Origin of the sequence: Amycolatopsis rhizosphaerae, from assembly GCF_007713715.1 — a bacterium.
In the GTDB taxonomy this organism is placed as follows: domain Bacteria; phylum Actinomycetota; class Actinomycetes; order Mycobacteriales; family Pseudonocardiaceae; genus Amycolatopsis_E; species Amycolatopsis_E rhizosphaerae.
Genome location: NZ_VJWX01000068.1, coordinates 1 through 21,420, shown reverse-complemented (window position 1 = coordinate 21,420; position 21,420 = coordinate 1). Strand labels below are relative to the sequence as shown.

Sequence of the window (21,420 nt, the reverse complement as noted above, 5' to 3'; positions counted from 1 at the left end):
GGCGGGGATCTCACCCACACCACGGGCCTGCACGTACCGGTGGACGCGGGCGTGGCCGCCGCGTTCCTGCGCTGAGGAGGAGGGAACCTCATGACCGAGCCGCTCGAAGGACTCGCGTTCGCCGGGCTGGAGCGCATCACGCCCCGCAGGACCCGGATCGGCCTGGTGGCGGGTGGGCTGGGGGCCTACTGGCCGCAGTTCCCGGAACTGCTGCCGCAGCTGCGGGCTTCGGCCCGCCGCGTGTCCGCTCGCCTGTCCGAAATGGACTGCGAGGTGGTCGACGTCGGGTTTGTCTCCGACGCCCAGGAAGGCGCCGCCGCGGCGGAAAAGCTGCGGATGGCCGACTGCGACCTGATCGTCGGTTTCCTCACCACGTACCTGACCGCGAGCATGCTCGTGCCCATCGCGCAGCGCAGCGGTGCGCCGGTGCTGCTGCTGAACCTGCAGCCCACCGAGGCGATGGACCACGCCACCTTCGACACCGGCGCGTGGCTCGCCTACTGCGGCGCCTGCCCGCTGCCGGAGATGGCCAACGCGTTCCGCCGGGTGGGAGTGGAGTTCCGTTCGGTTTCCGGCTATCTGGAGGACGAGCGAGCCTGGACCAGGATCGGCCGGTGGATCAAGGCGGCCGGGGTACGGGCGGCGTTGCGCACCGGGCGCCATGGCCTGATGGGGCACCTCTACCCAGGGATGATGGACGTCTCCACCGACCCGACGCTCGTTTCCGCGCAGCTCGGCGGGCACGTGGAGATCCTGGAGATCGACGATCTGCGGGTCAGGGTGGAACAGGTCACCGACGCCGAGACGGCGGAGCGGATGGCACTGGCACGGGAGATCTTCACCCTCGACGAGTCGGTCGTGGAGGAGGACTTCGCCTGGGGTGCGCGGGTTTCGGTCGCGCTGGACCGGCTGGTGGCGGACTTCGAACTCGATTCGCTGGCGTACTACCACCGTGGTCTGAACGGGGAGACCCACGAGCGGGTGGGCGCGGGGCTGATCCTCGGTGCCTCGCTGCTCACCGCGCGCGGCATCCCGGCCGTGGGCGAATACGAGCTGCGGACCTCGCTGGCGATGCTGCTGATGGACCGGCTCGGCGCGGGCGGTTCCTTCACCGAACTGCAGGCGCTGAACTTCCTGGACAACGTGGTGGAGATGGGCCACGACGGCCCGGCGCACCTGGCGATCAGCGCGCGGAAGCCGCTGCTGCGCGGACTCGGCGTCTACCACGGCAAGCGCGGCTGGGGGGTGTCCGTCGAATTCGACGTCAAGCACGGCCCCGTCACCGCGCTCGGCCTCGGCCAGCTCAAGGACGGCACGTTCCGGCTGGTCGCCTCCGAGGGCGAGGTCGTGCCGGGACCACTGCTGCGGATCGGGAACACCACGTCGCGGGTCGACTTCGGCTGCGATCCCGGCGAGTGGACCGACGCCTGGTCGGGGACCGGGATCGCGCACCACTGGGCGCTGGGCACCGGGCACCGCGTGGCGGAACTGCGGGCGGTGGCGGATCTGCTCGGCCTCGAACTGCACGTGGTGACGGTGTGATGCGACTCGCGGCGGTCGATCTCGGCGCCACGAGCGGCCGGGTGATGGCCGGTTCCGTGGGACCGGGGCGCCTCGAAGTGACCGAGGTGCACCGGTTCCCCAACGGCGGTGTCCGCGCGGGGTCCACTTTGTACTGGGACGTGCTGGGTATCCACCGCGAGGTGCTGACCGGAATCCGGAAGGCGCATCACGGCGGGGCGCTGTCGGGCATCGGCATCGATTCCTGGGCGGTGGACTACGGCCTGCTCGACCGTTCCGGCGCACTGCTCGGCAATCCCGTGCACTACCGGGACACTCGTACCCAGGGTGTGATGGAGCGGGTTCTGCGTTCGGTTCCGGCGCGGGAGCTCTACGACATCACCGGGCTGCAGCAGCTCCCGTTCAACACGCTGTACCAGCTCCTGTCCGAAGTGGACACTGGCAGGCTGGAACTGGCGGAGACCATGCTGATGATTCCCGACCTGCTGGGCTACTGGCTGACCGGGAGGATCGGGGCCGAGCGCACCAACGCGTCGACCACCCAGCTCTACGACGTGCGAACCGGAACCTGGGCCACCGGACTGGCCGAGCGGGTCGGTATCCCGCCCCGTCTGCTGCCCCCGTTGCGGGACTCCGGCGAGCTGGTCGGCACGCTGCTGCCCGAGCCGGCGGCCGAGCACGCGCTGCCGGAACTGCCGGTGGTGGCGGTCGGCTCGCACGACACGGCCTCCGCCGTGGTCGCGGTGCCCGCCGAACCGGGCACGAACTTCGCCTACATCTCCTCGGGCACCTGGTCGCTGGCCGGGCTGGAACTCGACCGGCCGGAACTCGGCGAGGAGGCCCTCGCGGCGAACTTCACCAACGAGGGCGGAGTGGACGGCAAGGTTCGCTTCCTGCGCAACGTGATGGGCCTGTGGGTGCTGACCGAGACCCTGCGCACCTGGGCCGCCCGCGGGCGGCCGGTGGAGCTGGCGGCGGTGCTTCGCGAGGCGGCGGGCGAGCGGCCGCTGGTGTCCGTGGTGGACATCGACGCGCCCGAGTTCCTGCCCCCCGGGGACATGCCGTCGCGGATCGCGGCGGCCTGCGCGCGGACCGGCCAGCCCGCCCCGGAGAGCAGGGGACAGATCGTGCGATGCATCCTCGACAGCCTTGCCCTGGCGTACCGGCGGACCGTCCGCCGCGCCGCCGAGCTGACCGGACGCGCGGTGGACGTGGTGCACGTGGTCGGCGGCGGGGTGCGCAACGAGTTGCTGTGCCAGTTGACGGCCGACGCCTGCGGGGTTCCGGTGCTGGCGGGCCCGGTGGAAGCGGCGGCGCTGGGCAACGTCCTGGTGCAGGCCCGCGCGCTCGGGGCCGATCTGCCGGACCTGGCCGCGATGCGGGCCCTCGTCCGTGCGACCCAGCCGTTGACAAGCTACGTTCCGGGGGAAGCGGATGCGCGGTGGGCCGAGGCGGAGGCGCGGTTGATCGAGAAGACGGGGACGAGGACATGAAGGTCGCGGTGCTGGTCACCTGCATCAATGACGCGATGTTCCCGGACACGGGCCGGGCGGTGGTCCGCCTGCTGCGGCGGCTCGGCGTGGACGCCGGGTTCCCGCCCGGGCAGACCTGCTGTGCCCAGCCGATGGTGAACACCGGCTACCTGGACGAGGCCGTGCCGGTGGTGCGTGGCTTCGCCGAGGCGTTCGCCGGGTACGACGCGATCGTGACCCCGTCCGGTTCGTGCGCCGGTTCGGTGCGGCACCAGCACGGCATCGTCGCGCGCCGCAGCGGTGACCCGCGGCTCGCCGAGCGCGTCGCGGAGCTCGGCCCGAAAACCTACGAGCTGTCGGAATTCCTCGTCGACGTGCTGGGCGTGACGGACGTGGGCGCGTACTACCCGCACCGGGTCACCTACCACCCGACCTGCCATTCGCTGCGGATGCTCGGGGTGGGGGACCGGCCGCTGCGGCTGCTGCGCGCGGTGCGAGGACTGGAGCTGGTCGACTTGCCCGGCGCGAACGAGTGCTGCGGGTTCGGCGGCACCTTCGCGCTCAAGAACGCCGAAACCTCCACCGCGATGGGCGCCGACAAGGCGCGGCACGTGCGCGAGACCGGGGCGGAGGTCCTCGTCGCCGGGGACAACTCGTGCCTGCTGCACATCGGCGGCATGCTCTCGCGGCAGCGGACCGGGGTGCGGATCGCGCACCTGGCCGACGTACTCGCCTCGACCGAGGGTGACACCAAGGAGATGAAGTGAGCGCCACCTTCGTCGGGATGCCCGCGTTCCCCCAGGCCGCACGGGAGGCGCTGGCCGACACGCAGTTGCGGCGCAACCTCGCGCACGCGACCGGCACCATCCGCGCGAAGCGCGCCGCCGTGGTCGGCGAGGTCGCGGAGTGGGAGGAGCTGCGGCTGGCCGGGGCGGCGATCAAGGACAACACGCTGCGCAATCTCGACGAGCACCTGCTGCGGCTGGAAAAGTCGTTGCAGGACCGGGGCGCGACCGTGCACTGGGCCCGTGACGCGCGGGAGGCGTGCGAGATCGTGGCCGGGATCGCGCGTGGCCACGGCATCGACGAGGTGGTCAAGGTGAAGTCCATGGCCACGCAGGAGATCGGGCTCAACGAGGCGCTCGCCGCGCAGGGCATCGCGGCGTGGGAGACCGACCTCGCCGAGCTGATCGTCCAGCTCGGCGACGACCTGCCGAGCCACATCCTGGTGCCCGCGATCCACCGCAACCGCGCGGAGATCCGGGAGATCTTCCGCCGCAACATGGCCGCGGCGGGCAGGCCCGCGCCGGAGGACCTGACCGACCGGCCCGCCGACCTCGCCGCCGCGGCGCGCCTGCACCTGCGGGAGAAGTTCCTCCGCGCGCGCATGGCGGTGTCCGGGGCGAACTTCGCGGTCGCCGAGACCGGCACGCTCGTGGTGGTCGAATCGGAGGGCAACGGCCGGATGTGCCTGACCCTGCCGGAGGTGCTGGTCTCCGTCGTCGGGATCGAGAAGATCGTGCCCACCTGGTCCGATCTGGACGTGTTCCTGCAACTGCTTCCGCGCTCCAGCACCGGCGAGCGGATGAACCCGTACACCTCGACGTGGGCGGGGACCACCCCGGGTGACGGGCCGCAGGAGATGCACGTCGTGCTGCTGGACAACGGCCGCACCCGCGCGCTCGCCGACGAGGTGGGGCGGCAGGCGTTGCGCTGCATCCGGTGTTCGGCGTGTCTCAACGTGTGCCCGGTGTACGAGCGCACCGGCGGCCACGCCTACGGCTCGGTGTATCCGGGGCCGATCGGCGCGATCCTCAACCCGCTGCTCAAGGGCGTCGGTGTGGACGAGCAGACCGACTCGCTGCCCTACGCCTCCAGCCTGTGCGGGGCCTGTTTCGAGGTCTGCCCGGTGCGCATCGACATCCCGGAGGTGCTGGTGCACCTCCGGTCCGAAGTGGTCGATGCCCATCGGGGCGGGGCGCCGAAACCGGAGGCGGTCGCGATGCGGGCGGCGAGCTGGGTGCTGTCCGATGCGCGGCGGCTCGGTCTCGCCGAGCGGGGTCTCGGTGTGGCGGGCAGGTTGCTCGGCCGGTTCGGCCGCAAGGTGCTGCCGGGCGGGCGGCGGGCGCTGGGCCGCCTGCCGTGGCCGGGTTCGTTGTGGAGCAATGCCCGCGACCTGCCGGCACCGCCGGCGGAGTCGTTCCGGGCGTGGTGGCGTCGTACCGGGGGAGGCCGTTCGTGAGCGCCCGTGAAGAAATCCTCGCCGCGGTGCGTGCGTCGCTGCGCCAGGCGGACCGGAGTGAAGCGACCGTGCCACGCGGATACCGTTCCGCGCCGCCGCTTCCCGACCCGGTGGGGCTGTTCGCCGAGCGCGTGCGCGACTACCGGGCGGCGCTGAGCCGGTGCGCCGAATCCGAACTGCCCGCGGCGATCCGCGCCGCGCTGGGTCCCGCGCGGCGGATACTGGTGCCCGAGGGTTTCCCTGTCCCCGTCGAGGGTTCGGTGCCCGGCACCGGCGAGACCGCCGCGGAACTCGACACCTTCGACGCCGTGGTGACCGTCGCCGCGCTGGGCATCGCCACCACCGGCACCATCGTGCTCGACCACGGTTCGGGGCAGGGGCGGCGGGCGCTGAGCCTCGTGCCCGATCTGCACGTGTGCGTGCTCCGCGAGGACCAGATCGTGTCCGGCGTGCCGGATGCCGTCGCGGCGCTCGACCCGGGGCGCCCGCAGACGTGGATCAGCGGGCCGAGCGCGACCAGCGACATCGAGCTCGACCGGGTGGAAGGGGTGCACGGGCCCCGGACACTGCACGTCATCGTGGTGGCGCCCGCCTGAAACGGCCGCCCGGCCAGGGGGCAAACATTCGGACGTGTGCCGTGAGGGGGTTCCTTACGGCTTGGCCCGGCCGTCGCGGATCGGCCCAGGCAGGCGCCGACGATCCGTGGCCGTGGCCACGGCCACGGATGCCGCGAGTGCCGCTACGCCTGCCACCCAGAGCACGGGGAGCCAGATCCAGAGCGGCGCGATGGTCGCGATGTTCAGGTGCAGCCGGACGACGGCCACCATGATCAACGCCAGCGGCAGGACGGTGCCCAAAGCGCTGACCCTGCTGTATCCGAACCGGATGAACAAGGGGAACTGGATCGCGACGCTGAGGGCGAACAGCGCCCACGACAGCGTCAGCATCGTCGCGAGAGTGCGGCCGTCGAACGGAACGGCGTGGGCATGCGCGAAGAGAAGAGCCAGCGCCGTGCCCAGGATGGCGGTGGCGAGAAAGCTTGCCAGGGCCCAGGCGTAGCGCCCGTACAGCACCGAACGGCGGGACAGGGGCAGGACCGCGTACAGGGTCTCCAGGCCCGCCTTGTCGGCGATCATGAACGGATGGGCGGCGGCCTGCGAGGTGAGGAGCAGAACGAGCGCGGGCAGGACCATCACGGGGCTTGTGTTGGCGAGAGAGACGGCCAGCAGGCCGAACAGCACGAGGCCCTGGATGCGGTACGGCGCGACGGTGCGCAGGTCCAGCAAGGCCATGCGGGCAACGGCGTTCATGCGATCCCCCTGGTGGACAACGAAGAACCGGGCCGGTCGGTGGTGTGCGGATTCCCACCGGGATCCCCGGATCCGATGTGGACGGCGATCTCCTCGAGGGTGGGCGGCTCGACGAGGACGTCCTCGTCGAGAAGGTCGGCTTCCTCGGTGCGCACGAGGGCCTGCACTCCGGCCGGGGTCCGCCGGACACCGATCAACTGGACGCCGACGAGGTCGCTCAGGTCGTCCGGGCCGCCACGCACGACGCGGTAGGCCTCCAGGAGTTCGTCCTTGGTGCCGGTCGAAACGATGCGACCGCCGTCGATGAGCGTCACGTAGTCCCCGATGCGCTCCAAATCCGACGTGATGTGCGTGGAGAACAGGACACTGTGTCCCTCCTCGACGAGAAAGTCCCCGATGATGCCGATGAGCTCTTCACGGGCGACGGGGTCCAGACCACTGGTCGGCTCATCGAAGACGAGCAGCCTTGCCTGGTGCGACAGTGCCACGGCAATCATGAGTTTCATCCCCATGCCACGGGACAGGTCTTTGACCTTGGCTCGGGGGTCCAGGCCGAAATCGCCGAGCAACTGCCGGTAGCGCACGCCGTCCCAGCGGTCGTAGAAGGGGCGAAGCGCCCGTTCGACCTCCGCCAGCCGCCAGTCGCCCACCAGGTAGGTGTGGTCGAGCACCACCCCGATGTTCTGACGTACCGCGACCGGTCCGGGCATCCGGTGGCCGAGCAGGTCGATCTCACCGGTGTCGATCCGCTGCATGCCCAGCAGGCAGCGGATCGACGTTGTCTTGCCTGCGCCGTTGGTGCCTATCAAGCCCATGACGTAGCCCGTCGGCAGTTCGAAACTCACGTCGCGCAACGCGAAGCTGTCGCCCACCGCGGTGCTTACGCCGCGCAGGGCGAATGCGAGGTCGGTGCTCACTGCTGGATCCTCCTGGTTTCCAGGCATGTTCCTGTGGCCTGCTAGCGGATGGCGTCCTGCTGCTCGGCATGCATCAGCCCGTCCAGTACCCGGATGAGATCGTCACGATCGAGACCGGCCCGCCGCGCGGCATCCAGTGCCGTCTGCAGGCCGTCTTCCACCTGGCGCAGGAGCTGTTCCCGCACGAGGGCCGAGTCCAGCGGCAGGACGTAGGCGCCCTTGCCGGGGACCGTGGCGATGAAGCCTTCGGTGGCCAGTTCGGTGTAGGCGCGGGTGGTGGTGATGACGCTGATCCGCAGGTCCCGCGCGAGGGTGCGGACCGAAGGCAGAGCGGTGCCCTCGGCGAGCTCGCCCGACAGGATGGCCGCCATCACCTGCTCTTTGATCTGTTGGTAGAGCGGCACACCGGCTTTGTTGGACAACACCACCCGCATGACGACCCTCCATCCATCCGCGCTGACTGTATATGGACACTATATACAGTCAGCGCGGTGGTGGACAAGAGTCCTACCGGGGACCGTCGGCGGATCGACCGGACTGGCGGCCAACGGGTCAGACGGTGTCGCGAACCCTGCTGTGGCCCGGCGTGTGCGCGCGCATGCCGCATATGCGGTGGCCAAACAAGCGACCCTGACCCTCCTGGCGGCCACCGGACGTATCACACCAGCCGCCCGAGCCGAAATCCTCGCCGCCGCGCTCCGCGCGCTCGGCAACTCCTAACCGCAGTCGAACAGGACACCGGCGCGGGTGGCGTCCTGGCCGATCGAGGCCGCGGGGACGGGGCGGCACTGCCGCGTGAACCACGCGATCCGCTCGACGACCGGGCTGGAACCCGGCACCACGGACCCGCCGCCGCTGCCCTTGAAGTGCAGGAACACCGCGGGCAGCAGCACGAACCTGACCCGGCCGCCGTGCACCCAGGCGGCGAGTTGCCCGGCGGTGGGTGCCGGGTCGAGACCGAGATAGCCGCCCAGCGGCACCACGGTGGCGCCGCGGTGGATCAGGTACGGGTCCGTGCCGTAGCTTCCGCCTTCGACGGCGAGCGTGATGGGCAGGTCCGGGGCCTTCGCGGACGCGTAGCGCAGCATCTCGTCCTGACCGGCGGTGAGCGTGGCCGCGGAGTCCATGAACGCCGCGTAGGCCGCCGCGGCGTCGCCCTTCAGCGTCGCACCCAACCCGGCGGCGGCGTCCCGGGCGGGGCCCGCGCTCGGGTCGGCGGCCGCGATGATGTCCGGTTCGGCGGCCGCGGTGTCGAGTACGTACGCGGCCGGACCGGCCAGGATCGCCACCAGGCCGGCGATCAGTGCCGGGTAGCGCCGCCGGGTCAGCGCGCCCAGCGCCGCCGCCGGCCCGAGCACGACGACGGTGTAGCGCAACCACGGCAGCCAGTCCGGCGTGCGGGACAGGATCAAAAAGGACAGTGCGGTGGTCCCGGCGATGGCCGCGGGCAGCAGCACTCCGGCCTTCGTCCCGGCCCGGTACCAGGCCGCGCAGGTGACGAGTCCGGCGGCGGCCGCCGCGGCCACGGCCGGGGCCAGCAGCGAGGTGTAGTACCCGTGGAAGATCCCGCCGGTGAACGAGAACACCAGGCCGTAGACGATCAGCCAGCAGCCCCACAGCAGCCAGCCCGCCCGCTCGCGCGCGGTCCCGGCCCGGCGACGCACCCCCTGCCAGGCGGCGACCGCGACCGAAACCAGGGCCAGCGGCAGCAGCCAGGCGATCTGGCCGCCCAGTTCGGTGTCGAACAGCCGCAACGGGCCGGGGGAGCCGCCGAAACCCGTGCCGAGCGTGCCGCCCAGCGCCGAGAGCGATCCGGTGTCGGCACCGACAAGGCGGCCGAAACCGTTGTAGCCCAGGATGAGCTGCCAGATCGAGCCATCACCGGTGCTGCCCACGAACGGTTTGTCCCCGGGCCAGAGGCTGATCAGCAGGGGCCACGACAGCGAGACCGCGAGCATGACCACCCCGGCGAGCGCGAGCCGGGCCACCTTCCGCCGCCACGGGACGGGGGCGGCCAGGTAGGCGGCGGCCAGCGCCGGGAGCACCGCCCACGCCATCAGCATCTTCGTCAGGAACCCCAGCCCGATCAGCGCACCCGCACCGGTGAGCCAGCCGGTATGACCGTCTTTCGCCGCACGCGTCGCGCAGTAGGCCGCGAGCAGGAGGATCAGCACCAGCAGGCTGTCGGGAGTGTCGTCCCGGCTGATCGCGGTGGTGATCGGGCACAGCACCAGCAGGGCCGCGGCGAGCAGTGCGGTGGCCGGACCCGCCCACCGCCGCACCAGGCGGTGCAGCACGAACACCGCGGCGACCCCCTCGGCCGCCTGGATGGCCGCGATCAGCCACCAGTGGTAGCCGAAGGCCCAGGCCGCGGTGGCCTGCACCCAGAACGCGAGCGGCGGCTTGTCCAGGGTCACCACCCCGGCCGGGTCGTACCCGGCGAACAGGAACGCCCGGGCGCTGTGCGCCATCGAGCGGATGGCGGCCGCGTAGTAGGGCTGGAAGGTCCGCCCCGCCGGGGACCAGACGTAGAGCGCCGCGGCGGCGAGTAGCAGGGCACCCAGTGCGACGCGCTCGAAACGGATTCGCTCCTGGACCGGTACGCGAATGGTCATGGGGGAACTCAACCGTGATCGGCCGCCCGGCGCGTCGGCCCACACGCCGAGATTCCCCTCCACCCCCGGGTCTACTCCCGCGGCCGGATCAGCGGCGGGTGATGTTCCGGAGGCTGCGCACCACGGATATGCACTCGTCCTCGACATAGTCGAGTCCTGCCTCCATCGCGATGCGGCGGGCCTCGGGCGAGACGATTCCTTCTTGCAGCCACAGGGATCTCGCGCCGATCTCGACGGCCTGGTGTGCGATCCCGGGAGCCTCGGCGGCCGGACGGAACACGTCGACGAGGTCCACGGGCTCGGGGATGTCGGTGAGCGATCGGTACACCCGCTCCCCGAGCAGTTCGTCGGCCGACGGATGGACCGGGATGATCCGGAATCCGGCGGCCTGCATGCTCTTGGGCACCGCGTGTGCCGCCTTGGCCGGGTTCCGGCTCAGGCCCACGACCGCGATCGTGTTCGCGGAGGACAGGGCGCGTTCGGCGATATCGACCATGATCACCTCAAGTTTTGTTGAACGGTTTGCGTGGCGGAATTTCCGGTTCAGTGCACCACCACGGTGTGCTCGCCGCGGGGCAGCAACTCGCCGACGACCGGTGCCCCGGGGATCTCTCCGGCGACCAGCAGGCCGCCGGAGGTCTGCGCGTCGGCCAGCAGCAGGGCCTCGTCCTCGCCCACCGCCGAAAGGTCCACGTGCGGGCGCACCCAGTCGAGGTTGCGGTGGGTGCCGCCGCTGACGTAGCCCGCCGCCAGCGCCTCCCTCGCACCCTCCACATAGGACACTCGGGCGGCCTCGACGACGGCGGTCACCCCACTGGCCCTTGCGAGCTTGTGCAGGTGGCCCAGCAGGCCGAACCCGGTGACGTCGGTGGCGCATCGGGCCCCCGCCGCGACCGCCGCGGAGGCGGCGTCCGCGTTGAGGGTCGTCATCACCTCGATCGCCTCGTCGAACCGCTCACCGGTGGCCTTGTGCCGGGCGTTGAGCACGCCGATGCCCAGCGGTTTGGTCAGCGAGAGCGGCAGCCCTGGGCGGCCGGCGTCGTTGCGCAGCAGCCGCCGGGGGTCGGCGAGCCCGGTCACGGCGAGGCCGTACTTCGGTTCCGGGTCGTCCACGCTGTGCCCGCCTGCGAGGTGGCAGCCCGCCTCGGCGCAGACCTCCAGCCCGCCCCGCAGCGTCTCGGTGGCCAGCTCGAACGGCAGCACCTCCCGCGGCCAGCCGAGCAGGTTCACCGCGACCACCGGCCTGCCGCCCATGGCGTAGACGTCGGACAGCGCGTTGGCCGCCGCGATGCGCCCCCAGTCGAAGGCGTCGTCCACGACCGGGGTGAAGAAGTCGGTGGTGGCGATCAGGGCGAGATCGTGCTCGATGCGGACCGCGGCGGCATCATCCCCCGAGTCCAGGCCCACGAGCAGTTCGCCGTGCGCATCGCGGGGGCGTGGTACGCCCGTCAGCCCGCGCACGACTTCTTCCAGCTCCCCGGGAGGGATCTTGCACGCGCAGCCGCCGCCGTGCGCGTACTGGGTCAGTCGGTAGCCCATGGGTTCATGCTGCCCCGTCCGGCGGGACTCCGCTGGGTGTCCGTTTCCGGGGACCGCGTCACGGCTTGTTCAGGTAGGCGAGGACGGCGAGGACCCGGCGGTTGCCGCGGTCGTCGTCCGTGATGCCGAGTTTGGCGAATATCGACGTGGTGTACTTGCTGATGGCGCTTTCGCTGAGGAAGAGCCGACCGGCGATCGCCTGGTTGGACAGTCCTTCGGCCATGAGGGCGAGCACGGAGCGTTCGCGTTCCGTGAGCCGGTCGAGTCGCCGGTTCGAGGTCCCGGCGGAGAGCAGTTTGCCGATGACGGCCGGATCCATGGCGGTCCCGCCGTCGGCGACGCGTTTCAGCGCGTCGATGAACTGGTCCGCGTCGAAGACACTCTCCTTGAGGAAGTAGCCGATACCCCCGGCCCCGTCGGCCAGTAGCTCGCGGGCATACAGCTGTTCGACGTGCTGGGACAGGATCAAGACCGGAAGTCCGGGCAGTTCGCTGCGGGCGGCGAGGGCCGCCCGCAGGCCTTCGTCGGACTGGGTCGGCGGCATGCGGACGTCGATGACGGACACGTCCGGCCGCCATCTCAGCAGCGCGTCGAGCGTCTCGGGGCCGGTGGCCGCCGTCGCCACCACCCGGTGTCCGTAGGCCTCGACCAGGCGAACCATTCCCTCGCGCAGGAGGTAGAGGTCCTCGGCTATCACGATTCGCATGGCACCACTATTCTCGCGCGGGTCGGCCCGCCTGCCGGGCTGGTGATCTCGCACGTGCCGTCGAAGGCCGCGAGACGGCGGCGCAGCCCCGCGAGTCCGCCATCGGCTCGCACCCCGGCTCCGCCCCGCCCGTCGTCTTCGACCTCCGCGACGAGCCCGGTGCCATCCCGCGTGATGGAGATCCGCGCCCGGGTCGCGTGGGCGTGCTTGACGGCGTTGGTCAGCAGTTCGGCGATGCCGAAGTACACGGCGGATTCGATCGGCGGGTCCAGACGCGGCCGGTCGTTGGCGGTGACGGTCGTTTCGAGCGGGCTGTCCAAGGCGAGCGCGCGCACGGCGTCGACGAGTCCTCGCTCGTTCAGCACCGGCGGGCTGATGCCCCTGACCAGGTCGCGGAGCTCGGTCAGTGACGTCGCGGCCCCGATCCTCGCCTCCCGCAGCAGTGCCTTGGCCTGGCCGGGGTCGGTTTCCATCAGCTTCTCCGCGGTCGCGAGGGACAGCCCGAGCGCGACCAGGCGTGCCTGGGCTCCGTCGTGCAGATCCCGCTCGATCCGGCGGATCTCGGCGGCCTGCGCGACCGTGATGTCCGCGCGCTGCTCCGTCAGCTCGTCCACCCGTTTCGCCAGCGCCATCGCCGTCGACGGGCGCAGGAAGCGGACGGCCACCGGCTCGATGGACCGCCAGGCGTACGGGGCACCGCCGACGGCCACGGCCACGCCGAGCACCCCGATGACACGGGGGACGAGCGACGGCTGGGCGAGTCCGAGTACGGCCGCCGCGACCCCGGCGGGCGGGACGGCCGCCGTCACGCCCATGGTGATCGGTGCGATCCCGATGAACCGCAGGTCGCGCCAGGTGGCCGGGTCGTGCCACCGGGTCCGCCACCGCTGGTCCTGACGGGCGTCCCGCCTGGTGCGCTCGTAGGAGTACCCGTTCCACCAGTACCCGGTCGACAGGCGCGTCACCGCCGGGGCCTGCCGGTATCCGCCGGGGATGACGGTTCCGGTCCACTTTTCGACGAGGGAGCGGACCAGTCGGCAGACCGGACGGGACAGGGCGAAGGTGCCGATGCACGCCCACAGGAACGGCACCGTCCCCGACCACGGGTTCCCGCCCCACAGGATGATCCACAGCGCCGCGGCGGCGGCCCATACGGCCGGGACCAGCATGGCGACGACCACCACGACGCACGCTCGTACGAACCCCACGCAGGCGCTTGCCGCCCACGACACCAGCCGTCTCATGATCCTCTCCCCTCCCCTGGAACGGGCCGTCCGAACCGGTTCGCAGTCCACTCTGCACCGCCCGGAGCCCGATTCCCGGCGGATCGGGGAACAAGTGGGTCCAGCCCCACCCCGGAGTGCGTCCAGGCCCATACCGGCGCGGCCGCGTGCTCCCTAACTTCGGAGACCACATCGGACGAGGTAAAGGAAGAAGGAGACATGGAAAACGCACTGGTGGGCAGGGGACTGGCCAAGGTGAAGAGGTTCGTCGCGGTCTATGGCGCGATGAGTGTCGCGGTCCTCGTGGTGGTCGTCGTCCTCTCGGTCAGGGGGAGCGAGGTGACCTCGTTCATGTGGGGACGGACGGGCGGAATGCTCGCGGGCGCCGCGGTGACCTACTGGCTGACCGTTCTCGCGTCACGGGGAGCACGATGGGCCTACGTCCGGGTGCGCATCATCTCCGTCGTCGTACCGATCGCAGTCATCGCCATCGACAGCGTTCCGGGCGCCCTGCCGGTGTGGTTCGTCGCGATGCAGATCGCGGGCGCACTCACCCTCGTCCCCGCCGCGTTCGCCGTCAACCGGTCCGACCTGCGTGCCGCCTTCGCCAAGCCGTGAGTGCTCGAGCGGGGGCGGCTGAGTCGCGGGACGGGGGCAGCGCTGCGATCATCGGATTCATGGCACGGGGAGGCGTATCCGGTCTGGTGACCGGCGCGGTCTTCAAAACCGTTGAGCGGCAGGTCCTGTCGCTGGCGGGTTCGATTCCCGTCCGTCTCCGCCAGTGCTTCACGGGCTTCGGGGGGACCGGTGGCTGATCCCCGCAGCAGGGTCCCCCGCACCGATGCCCTCCTGGCGCACCCGCGGATCGCCGAGGCCGAGCGGGTGCTGGGGCGCGCCGTGGTGAAGTCGGTGATCAGCGCCGCGCAGCAGCGGGCGCGGGCCGGGGAGATCGACCCGGCGGACGTGGCGCAGGAGGCGATCGCGGCCCTGCCCGCCACCGCGTCGAGCCTGCGGCCCGTGCTCAACGCGACCGGTGTCGTCGTGCACACCAATCTCGGCCGGGCCCCGCTGTCCCCGGCGGCGCTGGAGGCGGTGGTCGCCGCGGGCGGCACCACCGATCTGGAGTTCGACCTCGCCACCGGCAGGCGCTCACGACGTGGCCGGGGCGCGCTCGACGCGCTGGCGGCGGCCGTCCCGCGTGCCGAGGCGGTGCACGTGGTGAACAACAACGCCGCCGCGCTGCTCCTGGCCGCGCTCGTGCTGGCGCCGGGGCGCGAAATCGTGCTCAGCCGCGGAGAGCTGGTGGAGATCGGCGACGGCTTCCGCATCCCGGAGCTGCTGACCTCGGCCGGGGCCCGGCTGCGCGAGGTCGGCACCACCAACCGCACCGCGTTGCGGGACTACGCGGAGGCGATCGGCCCGGACACCGGGTTCGTGCTCAAGGTCCACCCGTCGAACTTCCTGATCACCGGATTCACCTCGGCGGTGGGGGTGCGGGAGCTGGCCGGGCTCGGAGTGCCGCTGGTCGTCGACATCGGGTCCGGTCTGCTCGCCCCGCATCCGCGGCTGCCGGACGAACCGGACGCGGCGAGCGCGCTGGCCGACGGCGCCGATCTGGTCACCGCGAGCGGGGACAAACTGCTTGGTGGGCCGCAGGCCGGGCTGCTGCTGGGCGGGGCGGAGCTCGTCGAGCGGTTGCGCCGGCATCCCGCGGCCCGGGCACTGCGCGTGGACAAGCTGACCCTCGCCGCGCTGGAAGCCACCCTGATCGGTCCGCCATCGCCGGTGGCCAGTGCGCTCGCGGCGGACCGGGGCGAGTTGCGTGCGCGGGCCGAGCGGCTGGCCGCGCGCATACCCGGCGCCGTGGCGGTCGACTGCGCCGCGGCCGTCGGCGGGGGCGGCGCGCCGGGGGTGGAACTGCCCAGTGCCGCGGTGAGCCTGCCCGAGAGCCGCGCGGTGCCGCTGCGCACGGGCCGTCCCGCGGTGGTGGGACGGCTGGAACGGGGCCGCTGCCTGCTCGACCTGCGCACGGTCGATCCGGCCGACGACGAGCTGCTGCTGGCGGCGGTGCGCCGATGTTCGTCGTAGCCACCGCCGGGCACGTGGACCACGGCAAGTCCACCCTGGTGCACCGGCTCACCGGGATGTGGCCGGATCGGCTCGCCGAGGAGCGCCGCCGCGGGCTGACCATCGATCTCGGCTTCGCCTGGACCGAACTCGACGGCAGGCGGATCGCCTTCGTCGACGTGCCGGGGCATGAACGGTTCGTGCCGAACATGCTGGCCGGGGTGGGCCCGGTGCCCGCCGTGCTGTTCGTGGTCGCCGCGGACGAGGGCTGGATGCCGCAGTCGGGCGAGCATCTGGCCGCGCTCGACGCGCTCGGCGTCCGGCACGGCCTGCTGGCGATCACCAAGGCCGATCTCGCCGATCCCGCGCCCGCCGCCGCGCAGGCTCTCGAACGCTTCGAGGGCACCTCGCTCGGAGGGCCGCCGGTGGTGGTGGCCACCGAGCTCGACGCGGTGCGGGCGGGGCTGGTGGCGCTCGTGGACCGGCTGCCGCGGCCGGAGCGGGACGCGGACGTGCGGCTGTGGGTCGACCGGTCCTTCACCGTGCGCGGGGCGGGCACGGTGGTCACCGGCACGCTCGCCGCGGGCACTCTCCGGGTGGGGGACGAACTGGAGCACGCGGGGCGCCGGGTGACCGTGCGTGCCCTGCAGTCCCTGGGCACCGGGGAAGAAACGGTCACGGCGGTCGCGCGAGTCGCGGTGAACCTCCGCGGCGTCGATCGGCACGAGATCACCCGCGGTGACACGCTGTGCACGCCGGGAGCCTGGCTCACCACGGGCGAGGCCGACGTCGCCCTGCGCCGCCCCGGCGAGCTGCATCGGGATCTCGTGCTGCACCTCGGCTCGGCCGCGGTGCCGGTGCACATCCGTCCACTTGGGACGAACGCCGCACGGTTGCGGCTCGCGCGGGAGCTGCCGTTGCGAGTCGGGGACCGCGGTCTGCTGCGGGATCCCGGCGAACACCGGATCGCCGCGGGCGTCGAGGTGCTCGACGTCCGCCCACCGCCGCTGCGGCGGCGTGGGGCCGCCCGGGCGCGGGCGGAGGAACTGGCGACCGGCCGGATCAGGCCGCCGGAGATCGCCACGGCCGCCGAACTGCGCGCGATGGGCCTGTCCGTGACCGGGATGCGGATCGGCGGTTGGGTGGTGGACCCGGACTGGTGGGCGCGGCGGCGCGAACAGGCGGTCGCCCGTGTCGCCGCATGGTCGGCGCGCCACGAGGTCGAGGCGGGGATGCCGGTCGAAGCGCTGCGCAAGGAGCTCGGCCTGCCCGCCGCGGAACTCGTGCCGGAGTTGCTGAGCGGGACCGGCCTGGAGCCCGCCGGCGGCCGGGTGCGGCGGCCGGGTACCGGCCTCCCGGAGCGGGTGGAACGGGCGATCCGGACCGTGGAACGGCGGCTGGCCGAGCGGCCGTTCCACGCGCCTGAAGCCGACGAGCTGACCGAACTCGGCCTCGGTCCCCGTGAGCTGGCCGCCGCGGTCCGCGCCGGACGCCTGGCCCGCCTCGCCGAGGGGGTCGTGCTCGGGCCCGATGCGCTGGATCGGGCCGCCGCCCTGCTCGCCGCGTTGCCGGAGCCCTTCACGGTGAGCGAGGCACGTCGCGTGCTCGGCACCACGCGGCGCGTCGCCGTACCGCTGCTGGAGCAGCTCGACGCCCGGCGGGTGACCCGGCGCCGTCCCGACGGCACCCGAAGCACTGCGAGATCGTCAGAGCGGCGCTAGCGTGGTTCCCGTGGGTGTGCGGGACTGGATCGAGGGCTGGCCGGTCTACCGGCAGCTGACCGGCGCGGATCCGCTCGGCCGCGGAAAGGCCGCGGAGTCGGCCCGTTCGCGCGCCCTGGCCCCCCGCACCCGCTCCGCCGACCGGGTCGTCCGCTCGGTCTGCCCGTACTGCGCCGTCGGCTGCGGCCAGAAGGTGTACGTGCGGAACGGGAAGGTCACCCAGATCGAGGGCGATCCCGATTCCCCCATCTCACGCGGCAGGCTGTGCCCCAAGGGCTCGGCGAGCAAACAGCTCGTCACCAGTCCCGGTCGCGTCACCGAGGTGCTCTACCGGCGTCCCCACGGCCGGGAATGGGAACGGCTGGACCTCGGCCAGGCGATGGACATGATCGCTGAGCGGGTCCTGCGGACCCGTCGCGAGACCTGGCAGGACACCGACGAGGAGGGCCGGACGCTCAAGCGCACCCTCGGTTTCGCCAGTCTCGGCGGCGCGACGCTGGACAACGAAGAGAACTACCTGATGAAGAAGCTGTACACCGCGCTCGGCGCGATACAGATCGAAAATCAGGCCCGTATTTGACACTCCTCCACGGTTCCCGGTCTGGGGACCTCCTTCGGCCGCGGCGGGGCCACGACGTTCCAGCAGGATCTCGCCAACGCGGACTGCATCCTCATCCAGGGCTCGAACATGGCCGAATGCCATCCCGTCGGGTTCCAGTGGGTGATGGAGGCCAAGGCACGCGGGGCACGGATCATCCACGTCGATCCGCGGTTCACCCGCACCAGCGCGGTCTGCGACCAGCACGTGCCGCTGCGCGCGGGCACCGACATCGCCTTCCTCGGCGGGCTCATCGCGTACGTCCTGAACAACGGGAAGGACTTCCGCGAGTACGTGCTGGCCTACACCAACGCCGCCGCGATCCTGCGTGAGGACTTCGCCGACACCGAGGACCTCGACGGCCTGTTCTCCGGTTACGAGCCGGAAAGGCGGTTCTACAACGTAGAAAGCTGGGCCTACGAGGACACCGAGGCCGCCGCGGCGGCCGGGCGCCGTGAGAGCCCGGGAGAACACCACAAGGCGACCGCGCGGGCGGAGAAGTACGGCTCCGGCGGGGCGACCATGCGCGTCAAGCCGAAGCTGGACGAGACGCTCACCCATCCCCGCTGCGTCTACCAGGTGCTCAAACGGCACTTCGCGCGCTACACCCCGGAACTGGTCGAAGAGGTGTGCGGGGTGCCGAAGGAGGAGTTCCTCAAGGTGGCCGAGGCCGTCACCGAAAACTCCGGGCGCGAGCGCACCACGGCGCTGGTCTACTCGGTGGGCTGGACCCAGCACACGGTGGGCGCGCAGAACATCCGCGCGGGCGCGATCCTGCAGGCGCTGCTGGGCAACATCGGGCGGCCGGGCGGCGGCATCCTCGCCCTGCGCGGGCATGCCAGCATCCAGGGCTCCACCGACATCCCGACCCTGTTCAACCTGCTTCCCGGGTACATCCCGATGCCCAGCGCCCACGAGCACCTCGACCTCGACACCTTCGTGGAGGCCGACGCGGGCCGCACCGGGTTCTGGGGCAACATGCGGTCCTACACGGTGAGCCTGCTCAAGGCGTACTGGGGCGAGCACGCCAGGCCGGACAACGACTTCTGCTTCGACCACCTGCCCCGCATGACCGGGGACCACGGCACCTACAGCACTGTGATGAACCAGATCGCGGGCGAGTGCAAGGGATACTTCCTGGTCGGAGAGAACCCGGCGGTCGGTTCGGCCAACGGGAAAATGCAGCGGCTGGGCCTGGCCAATCTGGACTGGCTGGTGGTGCGAGACCTGCAGCTCATCGAGAGCGCGACGTTCTGGCGGGACGGCCCCGAGATCGAGACCGGTGAGCTGCGCACCGAGGAGATCGGCACCGAGGTGTTCTTCGTGCCCGCCGCCGCGCACACCGAGAAGGACGGCAGCTTCACCAACACGCAGCGGCTGTTGCAGTGGCACCACAAGGCCGTCGAACCGCCGGGCGCCGCGCGCAGCGAGCTGTGGTTCTACTACCACCTGGGCCGGATCATCCGGGAGAAGCTGGCCGGCAGCACCGATCCGCGCGATCTGCCGGTCCGGCAGCTCGCCTGGGACTACCCGACGCACGGCGAAACGGCGGAGCCCAGCGCGGAGGCCGTGCTCGCCGAGATCAACGGCTACGGGCCGGACGGGCCGCTTTCCTCCTACACACAACTGGCCGACGACGGTTCCACCTCGTGCGGTTGCTGGATCTACTGCGGCGTCTACGCGGGTGGGCGGAATCAAGCGGCGAACCGGCAGCCTGGTTCCGAGCAGAACTGGGTCGCGCCGGGCTGGGGCTGGGCTTGGCCGGCGAACCGGCGCATCCTGTACAACCGAGCCTCCGCCGACCCCGACGGAAAGCCTTGGAGCGAAAGGAAACGCTACGTCTGGTGGGACGGCGCCGACGGCCGTTGGACCGGAGCGGACGTGCCCGATTTCGAACCGGCCAAGCCGCCGGACTACCGCCCGCCGAAGGGGGCGGAGGCGCAGGACGCGCTGGCCGGGGTGGATCCGTTCATCATGCAGTCCGACGGGAAGGCCTGGCTGTTCGCGCCCGCGGGACTCACCGACGGACCGCTGCCCACGCACTACGAGCCGTACGAGTCCCCTGTGGACAATCCGCTGTACCGACAGCGGGAGAACCCGGCACTGGAGACCTACCGGCACGCGGGCAACCCGTACAACGACCGGCGGTTCCCGTACGTGTTCACCACCTACCGCCTCACCGAACACCACACGGCGGGCGGGATGAGCCGCACCCTGCCCTACCTGTCCGAGCTGCAACCGGAGTTCTTCTGCGAGGTCTCGCCCGAGCTGGCCGCCGAACGCGGGCTCCGGCACGGCGGCTGGGCCACGATCATCACCGCGCGCACCGCGGTCGAGGCGCGCGTGCTGATCACCGACCGGATGGCTCCCCTGCGCGTCAAGGGAAAGGTGATCCACCAGATCGGCCTGCCCTACCACTGGGGGCGGCGCGGACTGTCCACAGGGGACTCCGCGAACGATCTGCTGTCGATGGTGCTCGACCCGAACGTGCACATCCAGGAGGCGAAGGCGGCCACCTGCGACATCCGGCCCGGCCGCCGTCCCCAGGGGGCCGCACTACTCCGTCTGGTTGAGCAGTACCGCTGACTCACCCGCCCGGGTTTGACCCCGGAGCGTCCCGGGTAGCCGACGCTGCGTAGGAGAGGAGCCCGACATGGACACCAATGCCTATGTGGCTTTCCTTGCGGTGGGGGTTCTGATGGTCGTGATCGACGGTCAGATCATCTACCACGGCGGTAAGCGCTATCTGGAAAACACGAACGGGAATCCGGGTGCCGGGGCTTCGATGACCCGGTTGATCGCCGTGCTGTTCCACCTGGTCGTGCTCGGCGCGCTCGCGCTGCTGTCCACGGTCGGCTTCCCCGGCGGCAGCTCGCTGCCCGCGGTGGTGGGGCGGCTGGGCGTGATGTTCCTGGTGCTGGCGCTGGCACACGCCATCACGCTGAGCGTCCTCGCGCGCATGCGGGAGGAGCAGGTCGTCGAGGACATCACCCTGCGCGGCCGCGCCGCGGAAACCCGGGTGCGACCGGCGGATCCGCGCTCGTTCGACCAGCAGGTCCGGGAGCCGGTGATCAACCCGGTACCGGGGCAGGAGGGGCGCGCGCCGCACGTCAGCCCCGACCTCGGCCAGGGGTAGCAGCGCCGGATTCGGTACTGTCGCCAGGACTGTTTTCCTGGGGGGTAAACGATGAAGGTCTGGTTGATCACCGGAACGTCGCGAGGATTCGGCCTCGCGATCGCGCGCCGGGCGCTGGCGGGCTGGGACGCGGTGGTGGCGACCGCCCGGAACCCGGCATCACTCGAGACGGAACTCGCCGAGTACGACACGCGTTTGCTACCGCTCCCGCTGGACGTCACCGACGAGGCGCAGGCCGGGCGCGTCGTGGAGTCGGCGGTGGAGCGCTTCGGCGGAATCGACGTGCTGGTCAACAACGCGGGGCGGGGGCTGTTCGGGGCAGTCGAAGAAAGCTCGCTCACCGAGGCCAGAGC

The 21,420-nt window shown here is 71.4% G+C and carries 19 protein-coding genes and 1 tRNA gene; 12 read left to right on the top strand and 8 right to left on the bottom strand.

Translation table 11 applies throughout. The features are described 5' to 3' along the window. The first annotated feature begins 90 nt into the window (after positions 1 to 90). From FNH05_RS10045 to FNH05_RS10025, 5 genes are read left to right on the top strand one after another with little or no spacing between them, the layout of a single operon-like run. Positions 91 to 1,542, top strand: a complete 1,452-nt coding sequence (locus FNH05_RS10045) for an L-fucose/L-arabinose isomerase family protein (RefSeq protein WP_144587068.1) — start codon at positions 91 to 93, stop codon at positions 1,540 to 1,542. After that, complete coding sequence (locus FNH05_RS10040; RefSeq protein WP_144587070.1) at positions 1,542 to 3,014, top strand: rhamnulokinase; 1,473 nt, start codon at positions 1,542 to 1,544, stop codon at positions 3,012 to 3,014. Before FNH05_RS10045 ends, FNH05_RS10040 begins: the two co-directional genes overlap by 1 nt. Then, positions 3,011 to 3,760: a (Fe-S)-binding protein gene (locus tag FNH05_RS10035; RefSeq protein WP_144587067.1), complete on the top strand. Its 750-nt coding sequence runs from the start codon at positions 3,011 to 3,013 to the stop codon at positions 3,758 to 3,760. The genes FNH05_RS10040 and FNH05_RS10035 overlap by 4 nt, the downstream gene beginning before the upstream one ends. 17 nt (positions 3,761 to 3,777) lie before the next feature. Further along, the gene (locus FNH05_RS10030) at positions 3,778 to 5,235 is read left to right on the top strand and encodes a lactate utilization protein B (protein WP_144587069.1); all 1,458 of its coding nucleotides are present in this window, start codon (positions 3,778 to 3,780) and stop codon (positions 5,233 to 5,235) included. Next, a complete protein-coding gene (locus FNH05_RS10025; protein ID WP_144587066.1) occupies positions 5,232 to 5,831 on the top strand; it encodes a LutC/YkgG family protein in 600 nt (199 codons plus the stop codon). The genes FNH05_RS10030 and FNH05_RS10025 overlap by 4 nt, the downstream gene beginning before the upstream one ends. A gap of 54 nt (positions 5,832 to 5,885) precedes the next feature. Here FNH05_RS10025 and FNH05_RS10020 read toward each other — a convergent pair whose 3' ends face one another. The 8 genes from FNH05_RS10020 to FNH05_RS09985 form a co-directional block, all read right to left on the bottom strand. Further along, a complete protein-coding gene (locus FNH05_RS10020) occupies positions 5,886 to 6,545 on the bottom strand; it encodes an ABC-2 transporter permease (RefSeq protein WP_144587065.1) in 660 nt (219 codons plus the stop codon). Further along, positions 6,542 to 7,462, bottom strand: coding sequence for an ABC transporter ATP-binding protein (locus tag FNH05_RS10015; protein WP_186382478.1), 921 nt, complete (start codon positions 7,460 to 7,462; stop codon positions 6,542 to 6,544). Before FNH05_RS10015 ends, FNH05_RS10020 begins: the two co-directional genes overlap by 4 nt. A 41-nt stretch (positions 7,463 to 7,503) precedes the next feature. Then, the gene (locus tag FNH05_RS10010) at positions 7,504 to 7,896 is read right to left on the bottom strand and encodes a GntR family transcriptional regulator (RefSeq protein WP_144587063.1); all 393 of its coding nucleotides are present in this window, start codon (positions 7,894 to 7,896) and stop codon (positions 7,504 to 7,506) included. Between the two features lie 282 nt (positions 7,897 to 8,178). After that, the gene (locus FNH05_RS10005; protein ID WP_186382477.1) at positions 8,179 to 10,077 is read right to left on the bottom strand and encodes a glycosyltransferase family 39 protein; all 1,899 of its coding nucleotides are present in this window, start codon (positions 10,075 to 10,077) and stop codon (positions 8,179 to 8,181) included. Between the two features lie 88 nt (positions 10,078 to 10,165). Continuing rightward, positions 10,166 to 10,573 (bottom strand): CoA-binding protein, encoded by a 408-nt coding sequence (locus FNH05_RS10000; RefSeq protein ID WP_144587061.1) that lies wholly within the window; start codon positions 10,571 to 10,573, stop codon positions 10,166 to 10,168. A 47-nt stretch (positions 10,574 to 10,620) separates the two neighbouring features. After that, on the bottom strand, positions 10,621 to 11,616 hold the full coding sequence (selD, locus tag FNH05_RS09995) for a selenide, water dikinase SelD (RefSeq protein WP_144587060.1): 996 nt from the start codon (positions 11,614 to 11,616) through the stop codon (positions 10,621 to 10,623). Between the two features lie 58 nt (positions 11,617 to 11,674). Continuing rightward, entirely contained in the window at positions 11,675 to 12,322 is a 648-nt protein-coding gene (locus FNH05_RS09990; protein WP_144587059.1) for a response regulator transcription factor, read from the bottom strand. Continuing rightward, on the bottom strand, positions 12,310 to 13,566 hold the full coding sequence (locus FNH05_RS09985; RefSeq protein ID WP_144587058.1) for a sensor histidine kinase: 1,257 nt from the start codon (positions 13,564 to 13,566) through the stop codon (positions 12,310 to 12,312). Before FNH05_RS09985 ends, FNH05_RS09990 begins: the two co-directional genes overlap by 13 nt. Before the next feature lie 198 nt (positions 13,567 to 13,764). On the opposite strand from FNH05_RS09985, the gene FNH05_RS09980 reads away from it, so the two are divergent. The 7 genes from FNH05_RS09980 to FNH05_RS09945 all read left to right on the top strand — a co-directional run. Next, positions 13,765 to 14,163, top strand: a complete 399-nt coding sequence (locus tag FNH05_RS09980) for a hypothetical protein (protein ID WP_186382476.1) — start codon at positions 13,765 to 13,767, stop codon at positions 14,161 to 14,163. Positions 14,164 to 14,231: 68 nt separating this feature from the next. Beyond that, a tRNA-Sec gene (locus tag FNH05_RS09975) sits at positions 14,232 to 14,326 on the top strand. A 26-nt stretch (positions 14,327 to 14,352) separates the two neighbouring features. Further along, positions 14,353 to 15,633, top strand: coding sequence for an L-seryl-tRNA(Sec) selenium transferase (gene selA / locus FNH05_RS09970; protein WP_144587057.1), 1,281 nt, complete (start codon positions 14,353 to 14,355; stop codon positions 15,631 to 15,633). Then, positions 15,621 to 17,333: a selenocysteine-specific translation elongation factor gene (locus FNH05_RS09965; RefSeq protein WP_144587056.1), complete on the top strand. Its 1,713-nt coding sequence runs from the start codon at positions 15,621 to 15,623 to the stop codon at positions 17,331 to 17,333. The genes selA and FNH05_RS09965 overlap by 13 nt, the downstream gene beginning before the upstream one ends. Positions 17,334 to 17,343: 10 nt before the next feature. After that, positions 17,344 to 20,517 carry a formate dehydrogenase gene (gene fdh / locus FNH05_RS09955; RefSeq protein WP_222426566.1) on the top strand — a complete coding sequence of 1,058 codons (3,174 nt, stop codon included), beginning with the start codon at positions 17,344 to 17,346 and terminating at the stop codon, positions 20,515 to 20,517. A 67-nt stretch (positions 20,518 to 20,584) separates the two neighbouring features. Further along, on the top strand, positions 20,585 to 21,067 hold the full coding sequence (locus FNH05_RS09950) for a hypothetical protein (protein WP_144587053.1): 483 nt from the start codon (positions 20,585 to 20,587) through the stop codon (positions 21,065 to 21,067). Between the two features lie 51 nt (positions 21,068 to 21,118). Next, a partial coding sequence (locus FNH05_RS09945; protein WP_144587052.1) for an SDR family NAD(P)-dependent oxidoreductase occupies positions 21,119 to 21,420 on the top strand: 302 nt, incomplete at its 3' end.